The 20579-nt window shown below is 52.3% G+C and carries 15 protein-coding genes; 7 read left to right on the top strand and 8 right to left on the bottom strand.

Annotation, left to right across the window (positions count from 1 at the left end):
* Positions 1–96 precede the first annotated feature (96 nt).
* The 4 genes from J0A68_RS01405 (at position 97) to mtgA (ending at position 5479) form a co-directional block, all read left to right on the top strand.
* Positions 97–1968, top strand: coding sequence for a DUF3857 domain-containing protein (locus J0A68_RS01405; RefSeq protein WP_206576394.1), 1872 nt, complete (start codon positions 97–99; stop codon positions 1966–1968).
* Complete coding sequence (locus J0A68_RS01400; RefSeq protein WP_206576393.1) at positions 1961–3901, top strand: DUF3858 domain-containing protein; 1941 nt, start codon at positions 1961–1963, stop codon at positions 3899–3901. The genes J0A68_RS01405 and J0A68_RS01400 overlap by 8 nt, the downstream gene beginning before the upstream one ends.
* A gap of 81 nt (positions 3902–3982) precedes the next feature.
* Positions 3983–4777: a class I SAM-dependent methyltransferase gene (locus J0A68_RS01395; RefSeq protein WP_206576392.1), complete on the top strand. Its 795-nt coding sequence runs from the start codon at positions 3983–3985 to the stop codon at positions 4775–4777.
* A gap of 6 nt (positions 4778–4783) precedes the next feature.
* Positions 4784–5479: a monofunctional biosynthetic peptidoglycan transglycosylase gene (gene mtgA / locus J0A68_RS01390; RefSeq protein ID WP_206576391.1), complete on the top strand. Its 696-nt coding sequence runs from the start codon at positions 4784–4786 to the stop codon at positions 5477–5479.
* Positions 5480–5898: 419 nt separating this feature from the next.
* Here the strand turns inward: mtgA and J0A68_RS01385 are convergent, their stop codons facing one another.
* Together J0A68_RS01385 and J0A68_RS01380 are read right to left on the bottom strand one after the other, a co-directional pair.
* Complete coding sequence (locus J0A68_RS01385) at positions 5899–7647, bottom strand: chloride channel protein (protein ID WP_236021317.1); 1749 nt, start codon at positions 7645–7647, stop codon at positions 5899–5901.
* A gap of 79 nt (positions 7648–7726) precedes the next feature.
* A complete protein-coding gene (locus J0A68_RS01380) occupies positions 7727–8659 on the bottom strand; it encodes a M28 family peptidase (RefSeq protein WP_206576389.1) in 933 nt (310 codons plus the stop codon).
* A gap of 231 nt (positions 8660–8890) precedes the next feature.
* Here J0A68_RS01380 and J0A68_RS01375 point away from each other — a divergent pair, with 231 nt between their 5' ends.
* Positions 8891–9715 carry an NTPase gene (locus tag J0A68_RS01375; RefSeq protein WP_317195077.1) on the top strand — a complete coding sequence of 275 codons (825 nt, stop codon included), beginning with the start codon at positions 8891–8893 and terminating at the stop codon, positions 9713–9715.
* A 183-nt stretch (positions 9716–9898) separates the two neighbouring features.
* On the opposite strand, the gene yjjX is transcribed toward J0A68_RS01375, so the two are convergent.
* Together yjjX and J0A68_RS01365 are read right to left on the bottom strand one after the other, a co-directional pair.
* Complete coding sequence (yjjX, locus tag J0A68_RS01370) at positions 9899–10465, bottom strand: inosine/xanthosine triphosphatase (protein WP_206576387.1); 567 nt, start codon at positions 10463–10465, stop codon at positions 9899–9901.
* Positions 10466–10482: 17 nt separating this feature from the next.
* A complete protein-coding gene (locus tag J0A68_RS01365; protein WP_206576386.1) occupies positions 10483–11190 on the bottom strand; it encodes a YebC/PmpR family DNA-binding transcriptional regulator in 708 nt (235 codons plus the stop codon).
* A gap of 147 nt (positions 11191–11337) precedes the next feature.
* On the opposite strand from J0A68_RS01365, the gene J0A68_RS01360 reads away from it, so the two are divergent.
* Together J0A68_RS01360 and J0A68_RS01355 are read left to right on the top strand one after the other, a co-directional pair.
* Positions 11338–12675: an NAD(P)/FAD-dependent oxidoreductase gene (locus J0A68_RS01360; protein WP_206576385.1), complete on the top strand. Its 1338-nt coding sequence runs from the start codon at positions 11338–11340 to the stop codon at positions 12673–12675.
* A gap of 88 nt (positions 12676–12763) precedes the next feature.
* A complete protein-coding gene (locus J0A68_RS01355) occupies positions 12764–13165 on the top strand; it encodes a DUF4890 domain-containing protein (protein WP_206576384.1) in 402 nt (133 codons plus the stop codon).
* A 20-nt stretch (positions 13166–13185) separates the two neighbouring features.
* Here the strand turns inward: J0A68_RS01355 and J0A68_RS01350 are convergent, their stop codons facing one another.
* From J0A68_RS01350 to gltB, 4 genes are all read right to left on the bottom strand, one after another.
* Positions 13186–13530: a hypothetical protein gene (locus tag J0A68_RS01350; RefSeq protein WP_206576383.1), complete on the bottom strand. Its 345-nt coding sequence runs from the start codon at positions 13528–13530 to the stop codon at positions 13186–13188.
* Between the two features lie 335 nt (positions 13531–13865).
* Positions 13866–14099, bottom strand: coding sequence for a DUF2188 domain-containing protein (locus J0A68_RS23085; protein WP_206576382.1), 234 nt, complete (start codon positions 14097–14099; stop codon positions 13866–13868).
* A 186-nt stretch (positions 14100–14285) separates the two neighbouring features.
* On the bottom strand, positions 14286–15758 hold the full coding sequence (locus J0A68_RS01340) for a glutamate synthase subunit beta (protein WP_206576381.1): 1473 nt from the start codon (positions 15756–15758) through the stop codon (positions 14286–14288).
* A 1-nt stretch (position 15759) separates the two neighbouring features.
* Complete coding sequence (gltB, locus tag J0A68_RS01335; protein WP_206576380.1) at positions 15760–20250, bottom strand: glutamate synthase large subunit; 4491 nt, start codon at positions 20248–20250, stop codon at positions 15760–15762.
* Between the last annotated feature and the right edge of the window lie 329 nt (positions 20251–20579).

Raw genomic sequence — 20579 nt, 5'->3', positions numbered from 1 at the left:
CCTATGCTTAAAAATGAAATAAACTTTTTGTAACAATCGGTATTAGTTTTATTGCGAGGTTCTTCTATCTTGCTGCCGATTTATTACCCACTCCATATGTTGAAATTACTTTTTGGGATTTTTTTGGTCTCGGGAAGTATCCTCGCCCAGACTGGGGATACTTTGTCGGCGGCCAAGGAAGTGCCCGTCTATTCCATTCTGAAAGAGTCGCAGACGCTTACCGTGCTCCCGGATTTCTCCTACACCCATCAGGTGGACCGCCATATTGTGGTGACTTCTTCCGATGGACTCGACCACGCATTTACTCGGCTGTTCTATGACAAGCTCAACTCCGCGGATGCCTTTGAGCTGGAGGTCACGGATCTGAACACCGGAAAAACGCTCAAAAAAGCCCGCCTGAAAGACATGGGTGACGCGGCATACTATTCGAGCTCCACGGTTTTCGACGACAACAGGTTGAAGTACTTTGAAGTCTCCGCAGCCAGATTTCCCATCGAGGTGAAGATCAAAACGCAAGTGTCATCCAAGACGAACTTTTTTCTTCCCAGATGGTCGCCCGTACCGAACTACAACCAAAAAGTGACGGAGTCCACGTTCACCGTAATCTATCCCACCGCTCTAGGCTTGAAATACAAGGAGCTCAATCTGGGAGGGGAGCGGAAGCAAGAGGAGTTGGGAGCCAACACCTCGATCACCTGGACGGAAAGGGACCTCGCGGTTCAGGCCAGGGATTTTGATTCCGATGAGGATGCCAAGGTCTTGCTTGCTCCCGTGAAGTTTGCCCTCGATCAATATGGAGGGGAAATGGACAGCTGGTCGGGCTTGGCTGTCTGGCAATATGCGCTCAACAAGGGGCGGGATGAGCTGCCGGAGGACTTTAAGGCAAAAATCCTCAGCCTGGTGGCCGGAGTGGAAGACCCCTACGAAAAGGTAAAAATCCTCTACGGATACCTTCAAAAAAACTTTCGCTATGTCAGCATACAGCTCGGCATAGGCGGCTGGCAGACCATGACTGCGGCTGATGTGGTCAAATATTCCTACGGAGACTGCAAGGGCCTCACCAACCTGATGAAGGCCATGCTGGATGCGGCGGGTATTCCTTCCAACTACACCCTGGTCTTTGCCGGCGCCAATGCAGATGACATCGAGGTGGATCTGCCCTCCAACCAGTTTAACCATGTGATCCTGCAAGTGCCCACGGAAACCGAGCCGATATGGCTGGAATGCACTTCCAATCTGCTGCCGGCGGGGTACCTGGGGGATTTCACGCGAGACCGCCACGTGCTGGTCACCAAGCCCGACGGAGGCTACCTGGCCAAGACTCCCGCCTACGACACGGAGGAGTGGAATGAGATCCGCTCCGTTTCCCAGGTGGTGGTCGATGCGCAGGGAAATGCCAAAATAAACACCGAACAGCAGTTCTTTGGGAACTTTGCGGCCGACATCCTATACGTCAAAAACAATCTGGATGAGCGCCAGCAGCGCGACTTTCTCAACAGGAACTCTTCCGTCTCCGGCCTGATCGTGCAGGATTTCAGCATCGACGTGGCCAGCCAAGATTCCCTGCCGATCACCGGACTGAAGTTTGGCGGGGTCGTGCTGAAGTTTTCGCAAATGACGGCAAAGCGCGTGATGCTCCGTCCTTTTCTCGGTAAGCTGGGGCCTTCGCATTTGGCAAACAAGTCCCTGAAGCAGCTGGACGAGTACGAGATCGAGCTTCCGGAGGCTTGGCAGCCGGACGGGACGCTCCCCCGCGTCGTGGTCGACGAGGAATATTTCAAGGGTCTTTTGGAGATGGAGCTCGAGGGCAAAAAGCTCCGTATCAGACGCGAGCTGAGCCTGAAGGTCCCCGCCGACCTGGAGAAAACCGAAGAGACTGACCTTCTTAGAAAAATCAACACGGCCTTTGACCGTACCATCCTTTTTGCAAATACCCCCACACCTTCAACAAGTTCAGCATATGAGTAAGCCGCTTTTCCTTGCCCTGGCAATGCTTTTACCATTTTTGTCCCATGCCCAGTCGACCAAGATGGGCGAGATCAGCCAAGAGGAGTTTGATCTAGCCGAGATCTCCTACGAGCCCGGAGCGGCGGCGGCCTATCTGGTTTCTTTTGGAGATTCCCGAATCTACAATGGCACGCTGGAGACCCAGTATTTCCATCGGATCAAGATCCTGTCCGAGGCAGGCAAAGAACAGGCGGACATCCGGATCCGATACTATGCGGGTACCAATAATGTGGAAAACATCTCCGGTATGAAAGCCCAAATCACCCATCTGGAAGGTGGAAAACCTGTCGTGACCAAGCTCGGCAAAGATGATTTCTTCGATGTGGATCTCGGAGACGGTGTCAAGGAATTCAGGATTTCGTTTCCAAACGCACAGGTAGGTTCGATCTTGGAGTATACCTACAAAAAGGGGGACAAGAACATCGAGTTTCTGGACGGGTGGACTTTTCAGAAAACAATGCCGGTGGTGTATTCGGAGTACCAGATCAAAATCCCCGAGCACCTGGAATACAAAACCATAGGCCAAGGCGCGAATCTCTACTCCCGCTCCGAGCGGAAGAGTGACTATGGCTACTTCAGCTGGATACTCCGGGATCTCTACGGTCTCAAAGAGGAGCCCTTCATGCGCAACTACCGGGACTATGTGGATCGGGTGGAGTTTCAGCTTTCCAGGTACATGTCCGGGTCAGGCAATGGTTATTCGGGGGCGGCCCAATGGACTGATTTTCTCCACAACTGGGAAAAGCTGGGCGATGAGCTCATCGACTATTATTCTACCAAGGGCTTCTATCGTAGCAATCCGATCGAGCGGGAGATGCTTTCTCTTGACCTGACGGCGGGCTCGCAAAAGGATAAGGCCAAAGCAGCCTATTACTACGTTCGGGACAACTTTATCAACGAAGGGGCGGATTGGATCTATACCAATCAGACACTGCCCCAGCTGCTCAAGTCCAAGAAGGGCGCCCCGGGCGAGCTCATCCTCGCCTACATGGGCATCCTCAAGTCGCTCGGTATCGAGTGCAATCCAGTCTTGATCGGAAGCAAGGGCTACGGCCGGAGCCAGATCGTTCCCTTTCCGTTTTTGAACCAGTTTGACGAGATCTTGCTCATCGCCAACCTGGACGGGGAGCAGCAGTTTTTGGATTTGAGCGATCCCATGGCGCCATTTGGCTACGTGGATCTGGACAAGCATGTGAGCGCGGGACTGATGCTGCAGCGAAACGCCAGCAAGCTCATCCCCATCGATATCAGACATGCTTCCAACAAGCTGGTTTTTTCCTCGATTTCCCTCAATGCAGAGACAGGGGAGCTGGTGATGGACAATGCGATCCGCAATTCCTACTATGAAGGGCTGGCCTATGCCCATCGGGTGAAAAACCTCACCGATGGCAGCAAGCCCATGGAGGACCTTTTTAAGGAACGCTATGAAGCCTTCGAGATCCGGAATGTCACCGTCTCTGACCAGCTGGAGGAAAGGAACAATTTCAGTGTGCAGTTTCAGTCCGTGATGAAGGACGCGGCAGCTCAGGACCTGTTGGTCTTCAATCCGCTGCAGATTTCTGATTTCGCGAAAAATCCCTTCACCCAGGACTTCCGTGTCTTTCCGGTGGATTTCGAGTATTCATTTAGAGAGACCTACACGGCCAATATCGTCATGCCGGCAGGCTATGAGCTGGACGACTATCCTACCGATGAGATGATCACCATTCCGGGCTCTCCAATCGGATTCACCTACCAGACGGAGAATCTCGGCGAGATCGTGAAGATCACTGCGAAGTTTGAGGTGAGGGACCCCATGATCCAGCCCGATAGCTATGGTGATCTGAAGTTTTTCATGGAAAGTGTCGCCGCCAAGCTGACCGCTCCGGTGATCCTGAAGAGGACTGCGCAATAGGTTCTGGACGGGAGCTTGGTCTAGTTTTTCCTTCCGCTTGCATTCTTGGCTATCCTCCGCTTAATTTTCGGAAAAACAAACATGGCCAACTACCTACACGGCTACGACAGCCAGGAACAGCAGCGTCTGATAGACCAGGCGGGATTTCTGGGGCCTCTGATCTACCCTTTCGTCGACTATTCCGGCTGCAAAAAGCTGCTGGAAGTCGGAAGCGGCGTGGGGGCACAGACCGCAGTGCTTCTGGGGCTTTTTCCCGAGCTGCAGATCACGTCCGTGGACTACTCGGAAGCACAGCTGGCAAAGGCGAGGGAGAACCTTGCGGCCTATTCCGACCGGGTGAGGTTTGTCAGCCAAGATGCCCAAGAGCTGGATTTGGGGGAAAAGTTTGACTCGGCCTTCTTTTGCTGGGCGCTGGAGCACATTCCCGATCCGCAGGTGGTCATGCATCGCGTCAAAGCCCACCTCGTGCCAGGGGCGAAAATCCATCTCACGGAGGTGTTCAATTCCACTTTTTATTACGAGCCGGAGCTGCCTGCGCTCACGCATTACTATCGCGTGTACAACCAGCAGCAGCGCGACTTTGGAGGAAATCCCGACGTGGGGGCCCAGCTCGGCAATCTGCTGGCCCATGCCGGGTTTAGGGAGATCGAGCTTTCACGAAGTGGATTCCATCTAGACCAAAGCCAGCCAGAGGAGCTGCGGCGTTTTGTGGAGTTTTGGAAGATCCTCATGAAAAGCGGCGCCCCAGGCTTGATCGAGTCCGGGCTGCTGAGGCCAGATGAGGTAAAGGCGATGGAAACTGACCTGGATAGACTCTTGGAGGATGAAAATGCGGTATTTTTCTACCAATTTGTGCAGGCAAAAGCAACGGTATAAAAGGGCATGAAGATAATTCGCTGGATTTGGAGACTGATATGGAAGACAAGTCTCTGGTTTTTGGGGCTTTCGATAGGGTTGGTGATTGTGTATCGGTTTGTACCCGTGCCTCTCACGCCTCTCATGGTGATCCGGGTAGTTGAGCAGGCTTTTGACAAAGAGAAAGAAATGCGGCTCTACAAGGACTGGGTGCCGATCTCCGAGATATCCAAAAATGCCCCCCAAGCGGTGATAGCAGCGGAAGACCAGAAGTTTTTGGACCACAATGGCTTTGACTTCGAGGCCATGGAGAAGGCTTGGGAAAACAACAAAAAGGGGAAACGCATCAAAGGCGCCAGCACCATCACCCAGCAGACGGTGAAAAACGTGTTCCTTTGGCCCAGCCGCAGCTATATCAGGAAGGGACTGGAGGCCTATTTCACGGTATTGGTGGAACTGATCTGGTCAAAGGAGCGGATCGTCGAGGTCTATCTCAACGTCATCGAGATGGGCGAAGGCATCTATGGCATCGAAGCAGCCTCCCAGGCATACTACAAAAAGCCAGCCTCCAAACTCAGCCGCAGCCAGGCGGCGATGATCGCGGCTGTACTTCCCAATCCGAGACGCTGGACGCCGACAAGGCCTACCGGTTACATTCAAGGTAGACAAGCCTGGATCTTGAGACAGATGAACAATCTTGCCCCTGTTGGCTTCGGGATTTAGGATTGGATTCTAGTTGTTAAAATGTAAAGATTCTGATTTTCCCCCTCTCGCCTCCCCTACGTTGGGCCAAATCGATGTCGGCCATGACTGCCGGATACCTCGAATTCCGAACAATATTTTAAAACTGGGGTTTGTCCCTCCTAAAATGCCGCTTGTATCGCGCGGTAGCAGGAGATAAAAAATGCAGCCGGAGAGGCTGGTTTCGGCATCAAACTTTACAAGAAAAATTTATCCACAAATTCAATTATTTATCCACACTTATCCACGCGATACGCGTAAATCATTGAAAAACAACTGGTTAGATTGAAGTGGGAAAAGGTGATTTTGTGGATAATCTTAGCTAACAGCAAGGGAATCAGCGCTTAAACATCCCTGTTTGGTGGATAAATTCCAATTCCAAATTTTATTCTTTTTGAAGCCTAATCCTGCTTCTGACTGATGAGCCTTTTGCGGTAGGTATTGAAGATTCTGGACTTCGAAACAAAGCCCAAATAGCGTCCGCTCTCCACTACGGGAAGATTCCACGCGCCCGATTTTTCAAATTTTTCCATCGCGGATTGCATATTATCGGTAGCCAGTAGGATTTCAGGCGGACTGTGCATGAGCTGGCGGATGAGCACTTTCTCCTGTTTCTCAGGGTCAAACATGATTCCGCGGAAGTCGTCCAGTGTGATGATGCCCCGGAGGGTTTGGTGTTCATCCACGACCGGAAAGATGTTTCTCTTGGAAATTTTGACCAGGTCTATGAGGTTTTTCAGCTGGGCTTCGGGGTGGATTGGCAGCAGGTCCCGCTCGATGACGTGGGAGATATTGATGGTGTCCAGGAGCTCCTGGTCTTTGGTCTCGGGCAGGAGTTTTCCCTGGTCTTTGAGCTGAAGTTTATAGATGCTGTCCTTTTCGAAGTGGGCGGAGGTGGTGTAGGCGATCGCCGATACAAACATCAGGGGTACGAACAGCTCATATCCTCCCGTGATCTCAGCGATCAAGAATATCGCGGAAAGGGGGGAGTGCTGCACGCCAGCCATCAAACCGCACATTGCAACCAGGGTAAAGTGTGCAGTAGGCAGGGAAATATGAAAACCCAGCATGTTGTTGGCGTAGGAGAAGATAAACCCGACGATACCGCCCACAAACAGGGAAGGAGCGAATATCCCTCCGCTACCCCCCGAGCCGATCGTGACAGCAGAGGCGATAGGTTTTACCAAGACTATCATCACGAGGAATACAATGATCATGGCCGGATTCTCGATGGTCGAAAAGAAAATGCTGTTGTCCAGGATTTGGGAATGGTTTCCTTCGATCAGGATATTCAGTGTGCTGTATCCCTCCCCGTAGATGGGAGGCAAAAAGAACACCATCACCCCAAGCAATGCACCACCATACATGGTTCGCATCCATTGGTCTCCGATGTCGTCGAGGATTTTTTCGGTGCCCCTTACCATCTTGTTGAAGTAGAGCGACACCACTCCGCAGACCATTCCCAGCAGGAGATAGTATGGCAGATGGCTTGCGACAAAAGACTCTTTCAACTGGAAATTGAAAAGCGACTCTTCGCCGATCAAGACCATGGATGTCACCGAGCCCATCACGGATGCAATGAGCAGGGGGATGAAGCTGGCTGTACTGATTTCTAGCAGGATAACCTCGATGGCAAAAATCACCGCGCCGATGGGCGCGCCGAATATGGCCGAGATCGCCCCGGCAGCACCGCACCCAATTAGCAGCGTCCGTTTTTTGGGATTGAGGTGCATCAGCACGCCGACATTGGAGCCGATCGCTGAGCCGGTCACCACCATGGGGGCTTCCAATCCCACAGAGCCTCCAAAGCCAACAGTAAACGCGGAGGTAATGACCCGGCTAAAAACCTTGATTCTCGGAATCAGGCTGGACTTTTTGGAAATGTTGAACAGCACATCGGGAATGCCGTGTCCCCCCACATCTTTTAGGATATAGCGGCCCAGCAGATAAGCCGCCGAAATACCGATCAGGGGGTAGATGATATACATGAAATTGGCGTACTCCTTGTAAAAGCCGTCCGTCAAAAAACCCTGGATGCTGTGCACCAGTGACTTGAGGATGACGGCTGCCAAACCCGAAAAAATGCCGATCAAGCCGCTGAGGATCAGGATAAATCCCTTGTTGCTGATGTGGCGGAGCCTCCAGATCAAAAATCGCGTTATCAGATCGTGTTTAGCCAAAACAAATTCTTGGTTTCATGCGGATGTCTACAAACTGGGGTAATTGGGTCTACTGCTTGCTCAATTCCGTGTCCAAGGCCAGGATACACTTTAGGATCAAATTTACCGCACCTGTGTAGAATTCGGGCTGGATGTTTTTGAATTCGTCCGAAGGCTTGTGGTAGTCGACATGATCCTCTACCCCAAAATAGACATGGGGTACCTTTTTGGCATGAAAGGCTCCCTGGTCGGATTGGTTGGTCCAGTCGTCGCTTCCGGTGCCGGGCAGGTCGTGCCCAAATCGCAAGGTCGGGCTGGATCCGGCGGATGCCTTTTCCAAAATCGTTCTAAACTCGGGATAGAAGTACGTCCCGGAGGCGTAGAGTTCGTTTTTGTCGCTTCTGCCGACCATGTCCATATTGACGTTGAGCAGGATTTGCTCGAGGGGATAGGGGAAGTCCGCCACCAGGGCTTTGGCTCCCTGCAAGCCCATCTCCTCGGCGTCCAAGGCTACGAACATCATGCTGTGGATCGGCCTGTTTTTGGAGAAATACTCTGCCAGTACCAGCATAGCCGCAGTGCCCGAGGCGTTGTCGTCCGCGCCGTTGTATATGGAGTCGCCCGCGGCGTTTGGCTTGCCTATGCCTACGTGGTCATAGTGGGCGGTGACGACGATCACCTTGCTCGACTCGCTTCCGGGGATGAAAGCGACAAGGTTGGCGGTGTCCTCGTATTTGACCCGATTGCGGCCGGTGAAGGAAAAGGTCTGGGTAAAATCGGGATACAGCGGCTCTACCTTGTCATAGCTGGTGAGCTCTCCCAGGATGTATTTTCGCGCCTCCATGCTGCCTTCGCTGAGGGGTTTTCTCCCGGCCAGTTGGTCCGAGGACAGGAATTCAATGTGCTTCAGCAGCTTTTCGGAGTTGATACTTTGGGAAAATGAAAACGTGGAAGTGAGTAGAGCAAGGGTAAAAAAGAGGGTTTTGCTGAAATTGAAATGCATCTGGTGATCCGTTTTCCGTTATGTATATTCGTAAAAATACTAGGCTTACGCTCACTACGTCTGAATTTGATGAAATATATCAGTTGCGCCCTCCTTTTTTTTCTTTCCTTCCAGACCGTACTAGCCCAAGGTGCCCTTCCGGAGAGCTTCTTGGATGGGAAATCAATCGTGCTCATTTCCACAGATCCGAGTTCGCGCCCTGCACTTGGTTGGAAGCAATTGGCTGACAGTGTGCACACTCATCTGGTGGAGGCCGGCGGGGATCCCGTAGCCTACTTCGAGCTGGAGCAGGTGGCGCTTTCCGAAGCGAGGCAGGCAGATTTTGCCAGAGCCTTCGCCGCGAGACAAGTGAAAAACATCGTTTTTGTGACCCGAAAACGGGAGAGCCTGAGCATCCACGTGGGTCCATTCAGCGGGGACGGAAGGGTGGTTGCCACTACGGCGCTTTTTGGTGTCAGCGGCAAGGACTGGCGGGACGCGGGGGCACAGCTGGCCGAGGCGGGGCGAGGCAAGACTTCAAAAAACCTCCTTGTGATCGACGTGGCGGAGTTTCCGCAGATCAGCAGCGAGGAAGTAGCCCAGTCGGAGCAGAAGTTTTTGCCGAGAAACCCGCTGAACCTTGAGGTGTTCAAGTTGGGAATTCCGCTGGAGGGATCTTCGGCAGAGACTGGGGCGCTTAGTTATTTCAGGTACGATCTCTTGGGCAAGTCGCAGGAGGCAATCCTGGCGGAGCAGGCTGCGCAGAAGTCCCAGATCCAAGCAATCATGGAAAACCATTATCCACATCAGGTAGAATGGCTCACCGAATCAAAGCCAAACGAAGAGCTGGTACGTGATCGGGTACAGTTTCTTCTGGTAAAAGTGGAAGGCCGGCAGTCCGATTTGATGGAAAGTATGGGGCTTGAGCCGATTGGCGGCGAAGAGGGGATGAAGACCGTCGTGAAGTACTACATCAAGCTGATCGTGCGAGATGAGCTTTATATCGGGCCAGTTTGGGATGCGGATACGGATTGGGAAGTCGCCCTGACCCACTTTTTGGAGAACTTAAAAAAGTAAACCTCCCGAGGGAGGTTTACGATTGATTTAGGGACGGGGTGACTGATACAACTTCTGCTTAAGAAAATCGATATTCAGACTTAGCGCCTCTAAAAAACCAAGATTATTCTGAAAATACAATAAGTGGCAAATTTTTTTTGATTCGCCTGTGATTAATGTAATTTTTCGAAGAACTGCTTTTCTTTAAAATAGATTTTCATTCACAAAAGGTATCAGTGCCAAAATGATGGCCTGCCGATAGTATTCCGACCGGTCTACCACCCCGTGGGTAAGAATGCCCACAGAGCCTCCTTGCTGCTTGGAATTCTCTTGATCGAAGACCAAATCGTCCGCTTTGCCCAGTTCCACTCCCTGCTTCACCAGCTTGGCTACCGCCTTGGGCAGGTAGAAGGTGCCGGTTCGGGATTGGCTGTTTTTGCCGTTTTTCGCCAGGACGTAGATCCAGGCAAAAGCAAACATGCCGGACGCATCCTCATCCACGCCTCCCTCGATTCCTACCCAAAAATTGGCCTCGGGAAAAACCTGCTGGGAATTGTGTGCCCTGTTTTTTGCGCCAAGGAGCGTTTCGTCGTCGCCCTTGGGCTGGTCGGGAACGCCCGATGGCGCATTGATCCCGTCTACCAAAAAGCTCTTGTTGAATGCTCGGGTAAAGGCGTCCTCGGTACAGGAGATCTTGACAGGATTTTTGCTGCCGACCAAGACGAGCAGTGTGTCTGAAGCTTGAAAATTCTCTCTTTTTTTGAAACTCATAGAAGGGTAACCGCCGATCAGGCCATGTTGGTGAAGACTTGGTTGACATCGTCGTCCTCTTCCAGTCTGTCGATGAGTTTGTGGATGATTTCCTCCTGCTCTTCGGTGAGCTCAGTCAGCGTGCTGGGGAATCGCTGGAAGTCTGCGGAGATCACTTCGATGCCGCGGTCTTCCAGGGCTTTCTGCATGGTGCCAAAGTCCTCAAATTCGGTGTAGGCGAAGATTTCTCCTTCGTTTTCGGCGATCTCGGTCAGTCCATAGTCGATCAGCTCCAGCTCCAGCTCGTCCAGGTCATGCTCGGCCTGCGCAAATCTGAACACCGCCTTGCGGTCAAACATGAAGCTCACCGAGCCCGAGGTGCCCAGGGATCCGCCTGCCTTCGTGAAGTAGGAGCGCACGTTGGCCACGGTACGGTTGGTATTGTCCGTGGAGGTTTCCACGATGACGGCGATGCCAAAGGGGCCATAGCCTTCATACACGATTTCCTCGTAGTCTTTTTCGTCTTTGTTGGAAGCGCGCTTGATGGCGGCCTCGATGCGGTCTTTGGGCATCTGGGCGCCTTTGGCGTTTTGAATGACCGTTCTTAGTTTGGCGTTGGAAGTGGGATCGGGGCCGCCGGCTTTCACCGCCATCACGATTTCCTTGCCCAGTCGGGTAAATACCTTGGACATTTTGTCCCAGCGCTTAAACTTTCTTTCTTTTCGGAATTCAAATGCTCTTCCCATAGTTATACTGAATATTAGAGGTGGGCAAAAATAACAAATCTTTTCACTAAGGAGAACCTCCGTCCTTTTTATCAAACCGAGCAATTTCCAAGGAAATCAGTGTCTTCGACATCCCTCGAATCCGTATCAGATAAAACCCCCGATGAAATGAACTACTCAAACCATCAACCCATTCCCAACCTCCCCAAGCTGGAGCTGCCCAAGGTAGTGATCGTGGGGGGAGGCTTTGCCGGATTGAAGCTCGCGATGAGCCTCCGACACAGCCTTTTTCAAGTTGTGCTGTTGGACAAAAACAACTACCATCAGTTTCAACCCCTTTTCTATCAGGTGGCTACGGCGGGGCTGGAGCCGAGCGCGATTTCTTTTCCCCTGAGAAAAATCTTCCATGGAGCGTCCAACATGAGTTTTCGCATGGCCGAGGCGGAAAGCGTGGATACCGCAGCCAAAAGGCTCTATACCGACATCGGCTACATAGATTACGACTTTTTGGTCTTGTCCATGGGGGCGGACACCAACTACTTCGGGGCGAAAAACATCGAATACTTTGCTTCGCCTATGAAGACGGTTTCCGAGGCGCTGTACATCCGAAACAAGATCATCTCCAACTATGAGCGAGCGATCACGCTGCCGACCGTGGAGGAGCGAAAGTCGCTCATGAATATGGTGATCGTAGGAGGTGGACCCACGGGCGTCGAGCTGGCGGGAGCGATGGCGGAGCTACGAAACAACGTTTTCCCCAAAGACTACCCCGAGCTGAGCTTCAAAAACATGAAAGTCGTACTGATAGAGGCCGGCCCCAAACTGCTCGGTGCGATGTCCGAGGAGGCCCAGAGCCACGCCCAGCGCTATCTCGAGGACCTGGGAGTGGAGGTCCTGCTCTCCACCAAAGTGCTCGACTACGACGGAAAGGCCGTGTCCCTGGACGGGAAAGATGCCATCGAGACCCAAACCCTGCTCTGGGCTGCCGGCATCAAGCCAAACCGTATCGATGGCTTTGACGCAAGTCAATATGCGGGCAACGGAAGGATGCTGGTCGACGAGTACAATCAACTCATAGGTTCTGAGGGGGTGTTTGTGCTGGGCGACCAGAGTCTGTTGCCCGGAGGTGACTATCCCAAAGGCCATCCCCAAGTCGCCCAGGTCGCGATCCAGCAGGCAAAAAACCTGTCCAAAAACCTGTTCCGAATAAAAAAGGGCGAGAGCCTGAGCCCATTCCGCTACAAAGACCTGGGCTCCATGGCGACAGTGGGGAGAAAGCTCGCCGTGGTGGATTTGCCCTTTGTGAAATTCCAGGGGCTGCTGGCCTGGCTGACTTGGCTGTTTGTCCACCTGATGGCCATCTTGGGGGTGAAAAACAAACTGTTCATTTTTCTGGACTGGTCTTGGAACTACCTGAGCTTTGATCCCAGTTTGCGGCTTTTGATCAAGCCTAAGGCCGTGAGGGCTTCCGAGCGCAAGGAGCTCATCGAGGAGAAGAGCTCCTGATTAAGATTCCTTAACATCCCTTTTTCGCGGGGCGTTAAACCGGCTTTGCTTCCATGGGTCTAACCATCGAAACAAAACCAATAACAACATGAAAAAATGGATGATTGCAGCCGCGCTGATGGCATTTACCAGTTTGCAGCTTGCTGCCCAGCAGGAAAAGAGACCCCAGCCAAATCCTGAGGAACGTGCCAAGAAGGCGACAGAAAGAATGGCTGCCGAGCTAGACCTATCCGAGGAGCAGAAAAACCAAATCCTCGCTCTCAACCTGGACCAAGCCAAAAAGCGCCAGGCAGAAATGGAAGCGCAGGCCGCTGAGCGTAAGGCCAAGATGCAGGAAATGAAAGCCCATCAGGAAAAAGTCGATGCGATCCTGACCGAGGAGCAGCGCAGCAAGTGGGAAGAAATCAAGATGGAAGAGCGCGACAAGCGCCGACCCCGAGGCGAAGTCCATCGTCGTGGGGACATGCCGAGGCGAAAAAGCGAAAACTAAACCAAGCGAAGAAAGCCGGTCTAGCTGGGACTGGCTTTCTTCGTTTGGTTGAAAAAGAGGGAGATATTCTCAATCAACTCAGGAATAGGCATTAAGTCGATCTCTTCGTTTGCCATTTCGGTTGCGATAGTTTCTGGAAACTCTGGGAAATACTTGCCGAATTTCAGGTCAAAAATCTTTTGGTTAAACTCATTGAATTGAAACCATATTTTTTTGCCCGTGTCCAAATTCCTCAATTTGCCTGTGGTGATGAGCCAAGAACGAACGGAGTTTATCAGGTTTTGCGGACTATTGGCATGGGATTTAATATCGAATCCACTAAAATCCGACAACGCTTTCATGTAGTTGTAGTCTGATGCTTCCAAAACGAGGAACTTTTTCCCGGAGAGGCTTTTGTCAAAATTTCTGGATCCAAAATCGATACCGAGCTCAAATGGCATATTAAGTCGGTAGAATTCTTTTTTGCCTTTGGATTGAAGTCGGGAAAGATCGTGGATACTGTATTTTGACTCTTTGATCATTGCGAGGATTTTGTCTATCCGCAGTTGGCCGGAATCAGAGTTTTCCAATGCAATACGAGGATGAAGGCCAAACTTGACCAACGTGAAAAGCAGAACGTCCAGAAGTGGCTTGTATTCTCGGTCAAATGGACAATTGATGAATACGGAGTTTTCAAAAATAGATGGGTGAGAGGCCATCTTTATTCTTTGTCTAGCGGCTGGTCTTCTGGGGAGTAGGAATGCCTCGCTTCGATACGCCCATCGCTCTTATGTACATACAGTCTGCTCTGCTCCGTTTTGCTTAGTTCATTGCCAAAACTGATTGCTTCCGTTTTTGATTTAAACCGCCTAAAAGGTTTTTCGGCCCCCGATTTCACCAAGACCCACTCTGAGTTTTGTATGGGAATGACGTGGTTTGAGCGTTTCTTCTTCATGGAACCTTAATTTAATTTTCTAAACGAAATATATCAATCTTCGAACAGGTTTTGGTTGATATATAGAAGGATGGCTCTCTTAGACGAAGAAAGCCACCCAATGGGTGGCTTTCTGTATCGCAGGTGGGTCAACTAAACAGGGTACTATTGGACGTCAGGGCAAACCCAGAGGGGATAGCCTTGACATTATCCCGCGATATGCTCTTCAACCTGGAAGAAGGACTCGTCCTTCTGAGGTAGGGAGGATGAGCCCATCAGGTACTCGTCCACTTTGACAGCGGTCTCTCGTCCTTCAGAAATTGCCCATACTACCAGTGATTGGCCTCTTCGCATATCCCCAGCTAAAAATACCTTAGGATTAGTGCTTTGATAATTTTTTGATTTTGGCAGGCTGTTTTCCATGGTCTCTGCGCCAAAGGCCTGCAACAGTCCGTTTTGCGCAGGGCCCATGTAGCCGATTGCGATAAACGCCAAGTCACAAGGAACAGTCCGCTCTGTACCGGCGATTTCCTCGAAGGTCATTCGGCCGCCCTTCTCTTTCCACTCGATGTCCACCAGCGTCAGTCCCGTCACTTCACCGGCTTCATTTCCGGTAAATTCCTTGGTGAGGATGGAGAACATGCGCTCAGCGCCTTCCTCGTGGGAGCTGGACGTCTTCAGCGTCATCGGCCACTCTGGCCAAGGATTCAGGACGTTTCTTTGCTTGGGTGGCTTTGGCAAAAGCTCCAGCTGCGTGATCGATGCCGCGCCATGTCTGTTGGAAGTTCCGATACAGTCACTGCCGGTGTCTCCACCGCCGATGACGATCACGTGTTTCCCCTTGGCGGAAATAGGGTTTTCGCCGATCTCGCTTCCGATTACCCGGTTTTGCTGGCCGAGAAACTCCATCGCAAAGTGAACGCCTTTCAGTTTGTCGCCCTTGATGTTCAACCCTCGGGGCTGCTGGGCACCGGTGGAGAGCACGACGGCGTCAAAAGATTTCAAGACTTCTTCTGCAGTGGTGCTGCTGCCGATTTCGGTATTGGTGGCGAAGATCACGCCCTCTTCCTCCATCAGCTTCACACGACGGTCGATGACCCACTTTTCCAGCTTGAAGTCCGGAATGCCGTAGCGCAGCAGGCCGCCTACTTTGGCGTCTTTCTCAAACAAGGTCACTTCATGGCCTGCCTGGTTCAGCTGATCGGCTGCGGCTAGGCCTGCGGGACCCGAACCGACGACCGCCACTTTTTTGCCTGTGCGGGTTGCCGGAGGATTCGCTTGGATCAGCCCCAGCTCGTAAGCCTTCTCGGCGATATTTTTCTCGATCAGCTCGATGGCCACGGGATCCTTGTTGATGCCGAGGACACAGCTGGCCTCGCAGGGAGCGGGGCAGATGCGGCCGGTAAACTCAGGGAAGTTGTTGGTGCTGCGCAAAATGCTGATCGCTTGGCCCCATTCCTTGTTGTACACCGCGTCGTTGAACTCGGGGATCACGTTGCCCAGCGGGCAGCCATTGTGGCAAAACGGTACTCCGCAGTCCATGCAGCGTGCGGCTTGGTTGTTCAGTTTTTCGCCGGAAAACGGCTCGTATATTTCTCTGTAGTCGCCAATCCGCTCTTTTGGATCGCGGCTCACAGGGGTTTCTCTTTTAAATTGGATAAATCCTTCTTTCGCTCCCATCTTACACCAGTGATTTAGCTTGTTCTTGTGCTCTTTTTTGCAATACGGCCTTGTAGTCCCGAGGCATTACCTTGATAAACTGCTCCTTGGCCTTGTCCCAATCCTCCAGGAACCGCTGTCCCAGCTGGCTGTTGGTCAGCTTGACGTGGCGCTTGAGGAAGGATTTCACCGTGGCAAAATCCTCTTCTTCCAAGAGGTCGATGTCCACCATTTCGGTGTTGATCTCGGTGATGTAGTCCTTGAGGATGTAGGCAAAGCCGCCGCTCATCCCGGCAGCGAAGTTTCTGCCGATTTCTCCTAGGTTGATCACCATGCCGCCGGTCATGTACTCGCAGCCGTGGTCTCCGATGCCCTCGACGACCGTCTTCACGCCTGAGTTTCTCACGCAGAATCGCTCGCCGCCCTTGCCGTTGATGTAGGCTTCGCCGGAGGTAGCCCCGTAGAAGGCCACGTTGCCGATGATGATGTTTTCCTCATGTACAAAGCGGGCATTTCTGCTGGGATAGATGACCAGCTTGCCGCCGGAGAGTCCTTTGCCGAAGTAGTCATTGGCTTCGCCTTCGAGCTCAAAGTTGATACCTTTGGCCAGGAATCCGCCGAAAGTCTGGCCGGCAGAGCCGTTGAATTTGAAATGGACGGTGTCCTCCGGGAGGCCCATGCCACCGTAGATCTTCGAGATTTCGTTGGAAAGCATCGCGCCGACTGAGCGGTCGATACTCTTGATCTGGAAGCTTCCGGTCACTGGGATGGCCTGCTCAAGCGCCGGAGTGGCAGCCTTGATCAGCTGGCGATCCAGTACTTTTTTCAGCTCAAATTCCTGGTCGATCTGCTTGTGCACGCCGACGTGATCCGGTACTTCGACTTTGTGGAAGATCGGGGAAAGGTCGATTTTGTCCCACTTCCAGTGATTGAGGTGGCCGGTGGACTGCAACACTTGGCTCTGTCCGACCATCTCGTCGATGGTACGGAAACCAAGGGATGCCATGATTTCCCTCAGATCCTGCACGAGGAATTTGAAGTAGTTCACCACGTGGTCAGGATCGCCGGTGAAGAGCTTTCTCAATTCTGGATCCTGGGTAGCGATACCTACCGGGCAGGTGTTGAGGTGACACTTACGCATCATGATACAGCCCTCGACGACCAAGGCTCCAGTAGCGATGCCCCACTCCTCAGCGCCCAAAAGGGTGGCGATGGCGAGGTCACGGCCGGTTCTCAGCTGGCCGTCCGTCTGGAGGACGACGCGGCTGCGGAGGTTGTTTTTCACCAATGTCTGGTGGGCTTCGGAGAGCCCAAGCTCCCAAGGCAATCCCGCATGTCGGACGGAGCTCAAAGGCGATGCTCCGGTACCACCGTCTGCCCCTGCGATGAGGATCACATCGGCGGAAGCTTTGGCCACGCCTGCGGCCACGGTGCCTACACCTGCCTGCGACACCAGCTTGACATTGATTCTTGCTTTTCGATTTGCGTTTTTCAGATCGTAGATCAGCTGCGCCAAATCCTCAATGGAATAGATGTCGTGGTGGGGTGGAGGGGAAATCAAGCCCACTCCCGGAGTAGAATGTCTCACCCGTCCGATCCAGTCGTCTACTTTATGGCCTGGCAGCTGCCCGCCTTCTCCTGGCTTGGCACCTTGCGCCATTTTGATCTGGAGCTCGGCGGCATTGGTCAGGTAGTGACTGGTGACGCCAAATCGCCCGGAAGCGACCTGCTTGATGGCGGAGCGTTCCCAGTCGCCGTTGGATTTTTTGTCAAAGCGGATCTCGTCCTCTCCACCCTCGCCGGAGTTGCTTTTTGCCCCGATGCGGTTCATGGCAATGGCCAAGGTGCTGTGGGCTTCGTGGGAGATAGAGCCAAAGGACATAGCTCCAGTGGCAAAACGCTTGAGGATATTCTCTGCGGGCTCTACCTCGTCGATAGGCACGCTGATTCGTTTTTTGAATTCAAAGAGCCCGCGGAGAGTCAGCGCATCTTTGGTCTGCTCGTTGATCTTGGCGGCAAACTTTTTATAAAGTGCATAGTCATCCAAGCGGGTCGATTTCTGAAGCAGGTGGATGGTTTCTGGGTTGAACATGTGCTTTTCACCCCTTCTTTTCCACTGATAGATGCCGCCTGTCTCGAGTACGGAAGAGTTGGCTTCGTAGGCAGCGTGGTTGCGGGCGAGGACTTCCTCGGCGAGCTCGTCAAAAGACACCCCGCTGATACGGGAGATGGTGCCCTTGAAGCATCGGTCGATCACATCCGGTCCGAGTCCAAGCGCCTCAAATATCTGGGCACCCTGATAAGACTGGAGTGTGGAGATTCCCATTTTGGAAAGCACCTTCAGAAGGCCTTTGCCGACGGCGTCTTGGTAGTTGGAGAACAGCGTCTTTTTGTCTTTGACTTTCGCCAGCTGGCCCTTCTCGAACATGTCCACCAGTGACTCCAGCGCCAGATAAGGGTTGATCGCGGATACACCGTATCCGATCGCGGTGGCGAAGTGGTGCACCTCTCGGATATCGGCAGATTCCAACACCAGGCCGGCGCGGGTCCTGATTTTCTTTTTGACCAAGTGCTGGTGTACAGCACCGATGGCGAGCAGGGATGGGATTGGAGCCAATTCCTCCGTGCTGTTTCGGTCAGATAGGATGAGGACATTCTTGCCCTCATGGATGGCATCTTCTGCTTCTTGGCACAGCTTGTCCAGCGCTTCCAGCAGTCTTCCCGGCTTGTGGTCAGCCACAAAAAGCCCGTAGAGCTTCGTGGCTCTGTAGCCCAGGTGCTCCATTCGGGTCACCTTGTCCAGGTCTTCGTTGAGAAGGACAGGCTGGGAAATGTGGATCTGCTTGGTATGCTGCGGGCTTTCCTCCAGGATGTTGTGGCCTTCACCGATTCTGGTGAAAAGCGACATCACCAGACGCTCCCTGATCGGGTCGATCGGTGGGTTACTTACCTGGGCGAAAAGCTGCTTGAAGTAGTTGGCGATATGCTGGCTTTGCTTGGAAAGTACAGCCAGCGGCGTATCGGCGCCCATTGACCCTACGGCCTCATAGCCGGTGTCGCCCATGGGAGCCAAGATTACCTTCAGTTCTTCGGAAGTGTAACCGAAGACCGTCTGGCATTTCTTGATGTTTTCTGTGGAATAAGGATGCGTCAGCTCTTCGGGATCCGGGACGAATCGGAGCTTGGTTCTGTGCTCGTTGACCCATTTTTCGTAAGGTTGACGGCTGCAGATTTCACCTTTCACTTCCTCGTCAAAGAGCACTCGGCCTTTTTCCAGGTCGGCCCACATCATCTTGCCGGGGCTGATACGTCCCTTTTCGGTGATGGTGGCTTCACGGATAGGAAGGGCGCCCGCTTCGGAGGAGAGGATCAGTCTATTGTCGCGGGTGATGAAATAGCGCAGGGGACGGAGACCGTTTCGGTCTAGGGTCGCACCCACGGATTTTCCGTCAGTGAAAAGCAGCGCCGCAGGCCCGTCCCAAGGCTCTACCAGAGACGCGTGGAACTTGTAGAAGGCTTTTCTTTCCCGATCCATCACCTGGTTGTCCTGCCAAGCCTCCGGCACCAGCATCATCATGGCATGCGGAAGGGATCGGCCGCTCAGGGTGAGCAGCTCCACCATCGCATCGAGGTTTGCGGAGTCGGAGTTGAGCTTGTTGGTGATCGGCATCAGCTTCGCCAGCTCTTCTTCGGAGAAGAATTTCGACTTCATCAGCGCCTCCTTGGACTTCATCTTGTTGAGGTTGCCTCGGATGGTGTTGATCTCGCCGTTGTGGGAAAGGAAGCGGAATGGCTGTGCCAGTCTCCAGTTGGGGAACGTATTGGTAGAGAATCGGGAGTGCACGATGGCCAGTGCCGATTCTATCCTTGGGTTTTGGAGATCTTTGTAGAAAGCCAGCACTTGGTCCGTCCGCAGCTGTCCCTTATATACTAAGGTGCGGCTGCTCAGGCTGGCGAAATAAAAGGAGTGGTTGACACCTGGCACCTTGGAGTTGATCTCCGAAGTTGCGAAGTTTCTCAGCACGTATAGCTTTCGCTCCAGCTCGATGCCGGTCAGCCCCTGTTTGTGGCTGACAAACAGCTGCTCGATGTTGGGCATCACCTCCAGGGCTCCGGATCCAGGGACGGTTTCATCCACCGGTACCACACGGTAGCCGATCAGGTTGAAGCCCATTTCCTCGATGAGCTGGTTGAGAAGCTCTTTGGAGCGCTGATAGAGCTGCTTGTTTTTTGGGAAAAAGGTCATGCCCACGCCGTAGTAGCCTGGCTCTGGCAGGTCTATTTCCGTGCGCGCGGTCACATCCTTGAGAAATTGGTGCGGGACCTGGATAGAAATACCGGCACCGTCGCCGGTTTTGGGATCGGATCCCCTACCGCCGCGATGCTCCATATTGCTAAGCATGTATAAGGCATCGCTGATAGTCTCATGAGTGGGTATGTTGCTCAGATCCACCACAGCACCTATACCGCAGGAGTCATGCTCAAACTCCGATCGATACAAACCTTCTTGCATTCTAATTTGATTTAATAGGTTCAAAATTTCCAAAAATTACAAAAAAAAAATCCTTTGTTAAAATTTAGGCAATAAAGTACCTGTAAAAATGAAGTATTAACGATAATGAAGGGCTTTATTAGGTTTTTGGCAAAACAGAAATATGGTTGAATTATTCCATTCTTTTCGTCTTATCGACCGTGTAAACCGGTTTTTGACCCAAAAAACAGCCCAATACTTTTAAAAATTACACAAAAAAATCGGAAAATGGATTTTTGAAAAAAATTAGAATTTTTTTTGATCTTTTTTATTCCAGGAAAATTTGGACTATCGACCGGATCGAATACTTA

It is taken from the genome of Algoriphagus oliviformis (assembly GCF_017254915.1).
In the GTDB taxonomy this organism is placed as follows: domain Bacteria; phylum Bacteroidota; class Bacteroidia; order Cytophagales; family Cyclobacteriaceae; genus Algoriphagus; species Algoriphagus oliviformis.
Note: the sequence above shows the minus strand (reverse complement) of the source record. Positions and strands in the feature narration are given on the sequence as shown.

What these genes read in the sequence shown, in the direction of transcription:
- J0A68_RS01380 (WP_206576389.1), bottom strand. Translation starts at nt 8,659, where the DNA reads ATGCATTTCAATTTCAGCAAAACCCTCTTTTTTACCCTTGCTCTACTC.
- yjjX (WP_206576387.1), bottom strand. Translation starts at nt 10,465, where the DNA reads ATGAGTTTCAAAAAAAGAGAGAATTTTCAAGCTTCAGACACACTGCTC.
- J0A68_RS01405 (WP_206576394.1), top strand. Translation starts at nt 97, where the DNA reads ATGTTGAAATTACTTTTTGGGATTTTTTTGGTCTCGGGAAGTATCCTC.
- J0A68_RS01395 (WP_206576392.1), top strand. Translation starts at nt 3,983, where the DNA reads ATGGCCAACTACCTACACGGCTACGACAGCCAGGAACAGCAGCGTCTG.
- J0A68_RS01365 (WP_206576386.1), bottom strand. Translation starts at nt 11,190, where the DNA reads ATGGGAAGAGCATTTGAATTCCGAAAAGAAAGAAAGTTTAAGCGCTGG.
- J0A68_RS01340 (WP_206576381.1), bottom strand. Translation starts at nt 15,758, where the DNA reads ATGGGAGCGAAAGAAGGATTTATCCAATTTAAAAGAGAAACCCCTGTG.
- gltB (WP_206576380.1), bottom strand. Translation starts at nt 20,250, where the DNA reads ATGCAAGAAGGTTTGTATCGATCGGAGTTTGAGCATGACTCCTGCGGT.
- mtgA (WP_206576391.1), top strand. Translation starts at nt 4,784, where the DNA reads ATGAAGATAATTCGCTGGATTTGGAGACTGATATGGAAGACAAGTCTC.
- J0A68_RS01400 (WP_206576393.1), top strand. Translation starts at nt 1,961, where the DNA reads ATGAGTAAGCCGCTTTTCCTTGCCCTGGCAATGCTTTTACCATTTTTG.
- J0A68_RS01355 (WP_206576384.1), top strand. Translation starts at nt 12,764, where the DNA reads ATGAAAAAATGGATGATTGCAGCCGCGCTGATGGCATTTACCAGTTTG.
- J0A68_RS23085 (WP_206576382.1), bottom strand. Translation starts at nt 14,099, where the DNA reads ATGAAGAAGAAACGCTCAAACCACGTCATTCCCATACAAAACTCAGAG.
- J0A68_RS01360 (WP_206576385.1), top strand. Translation starts at nt 11,338, where the DNA reads ATGAACTACTCAAACCATCAACCCATTCCCAACCTCCCCAAGCTGGAG.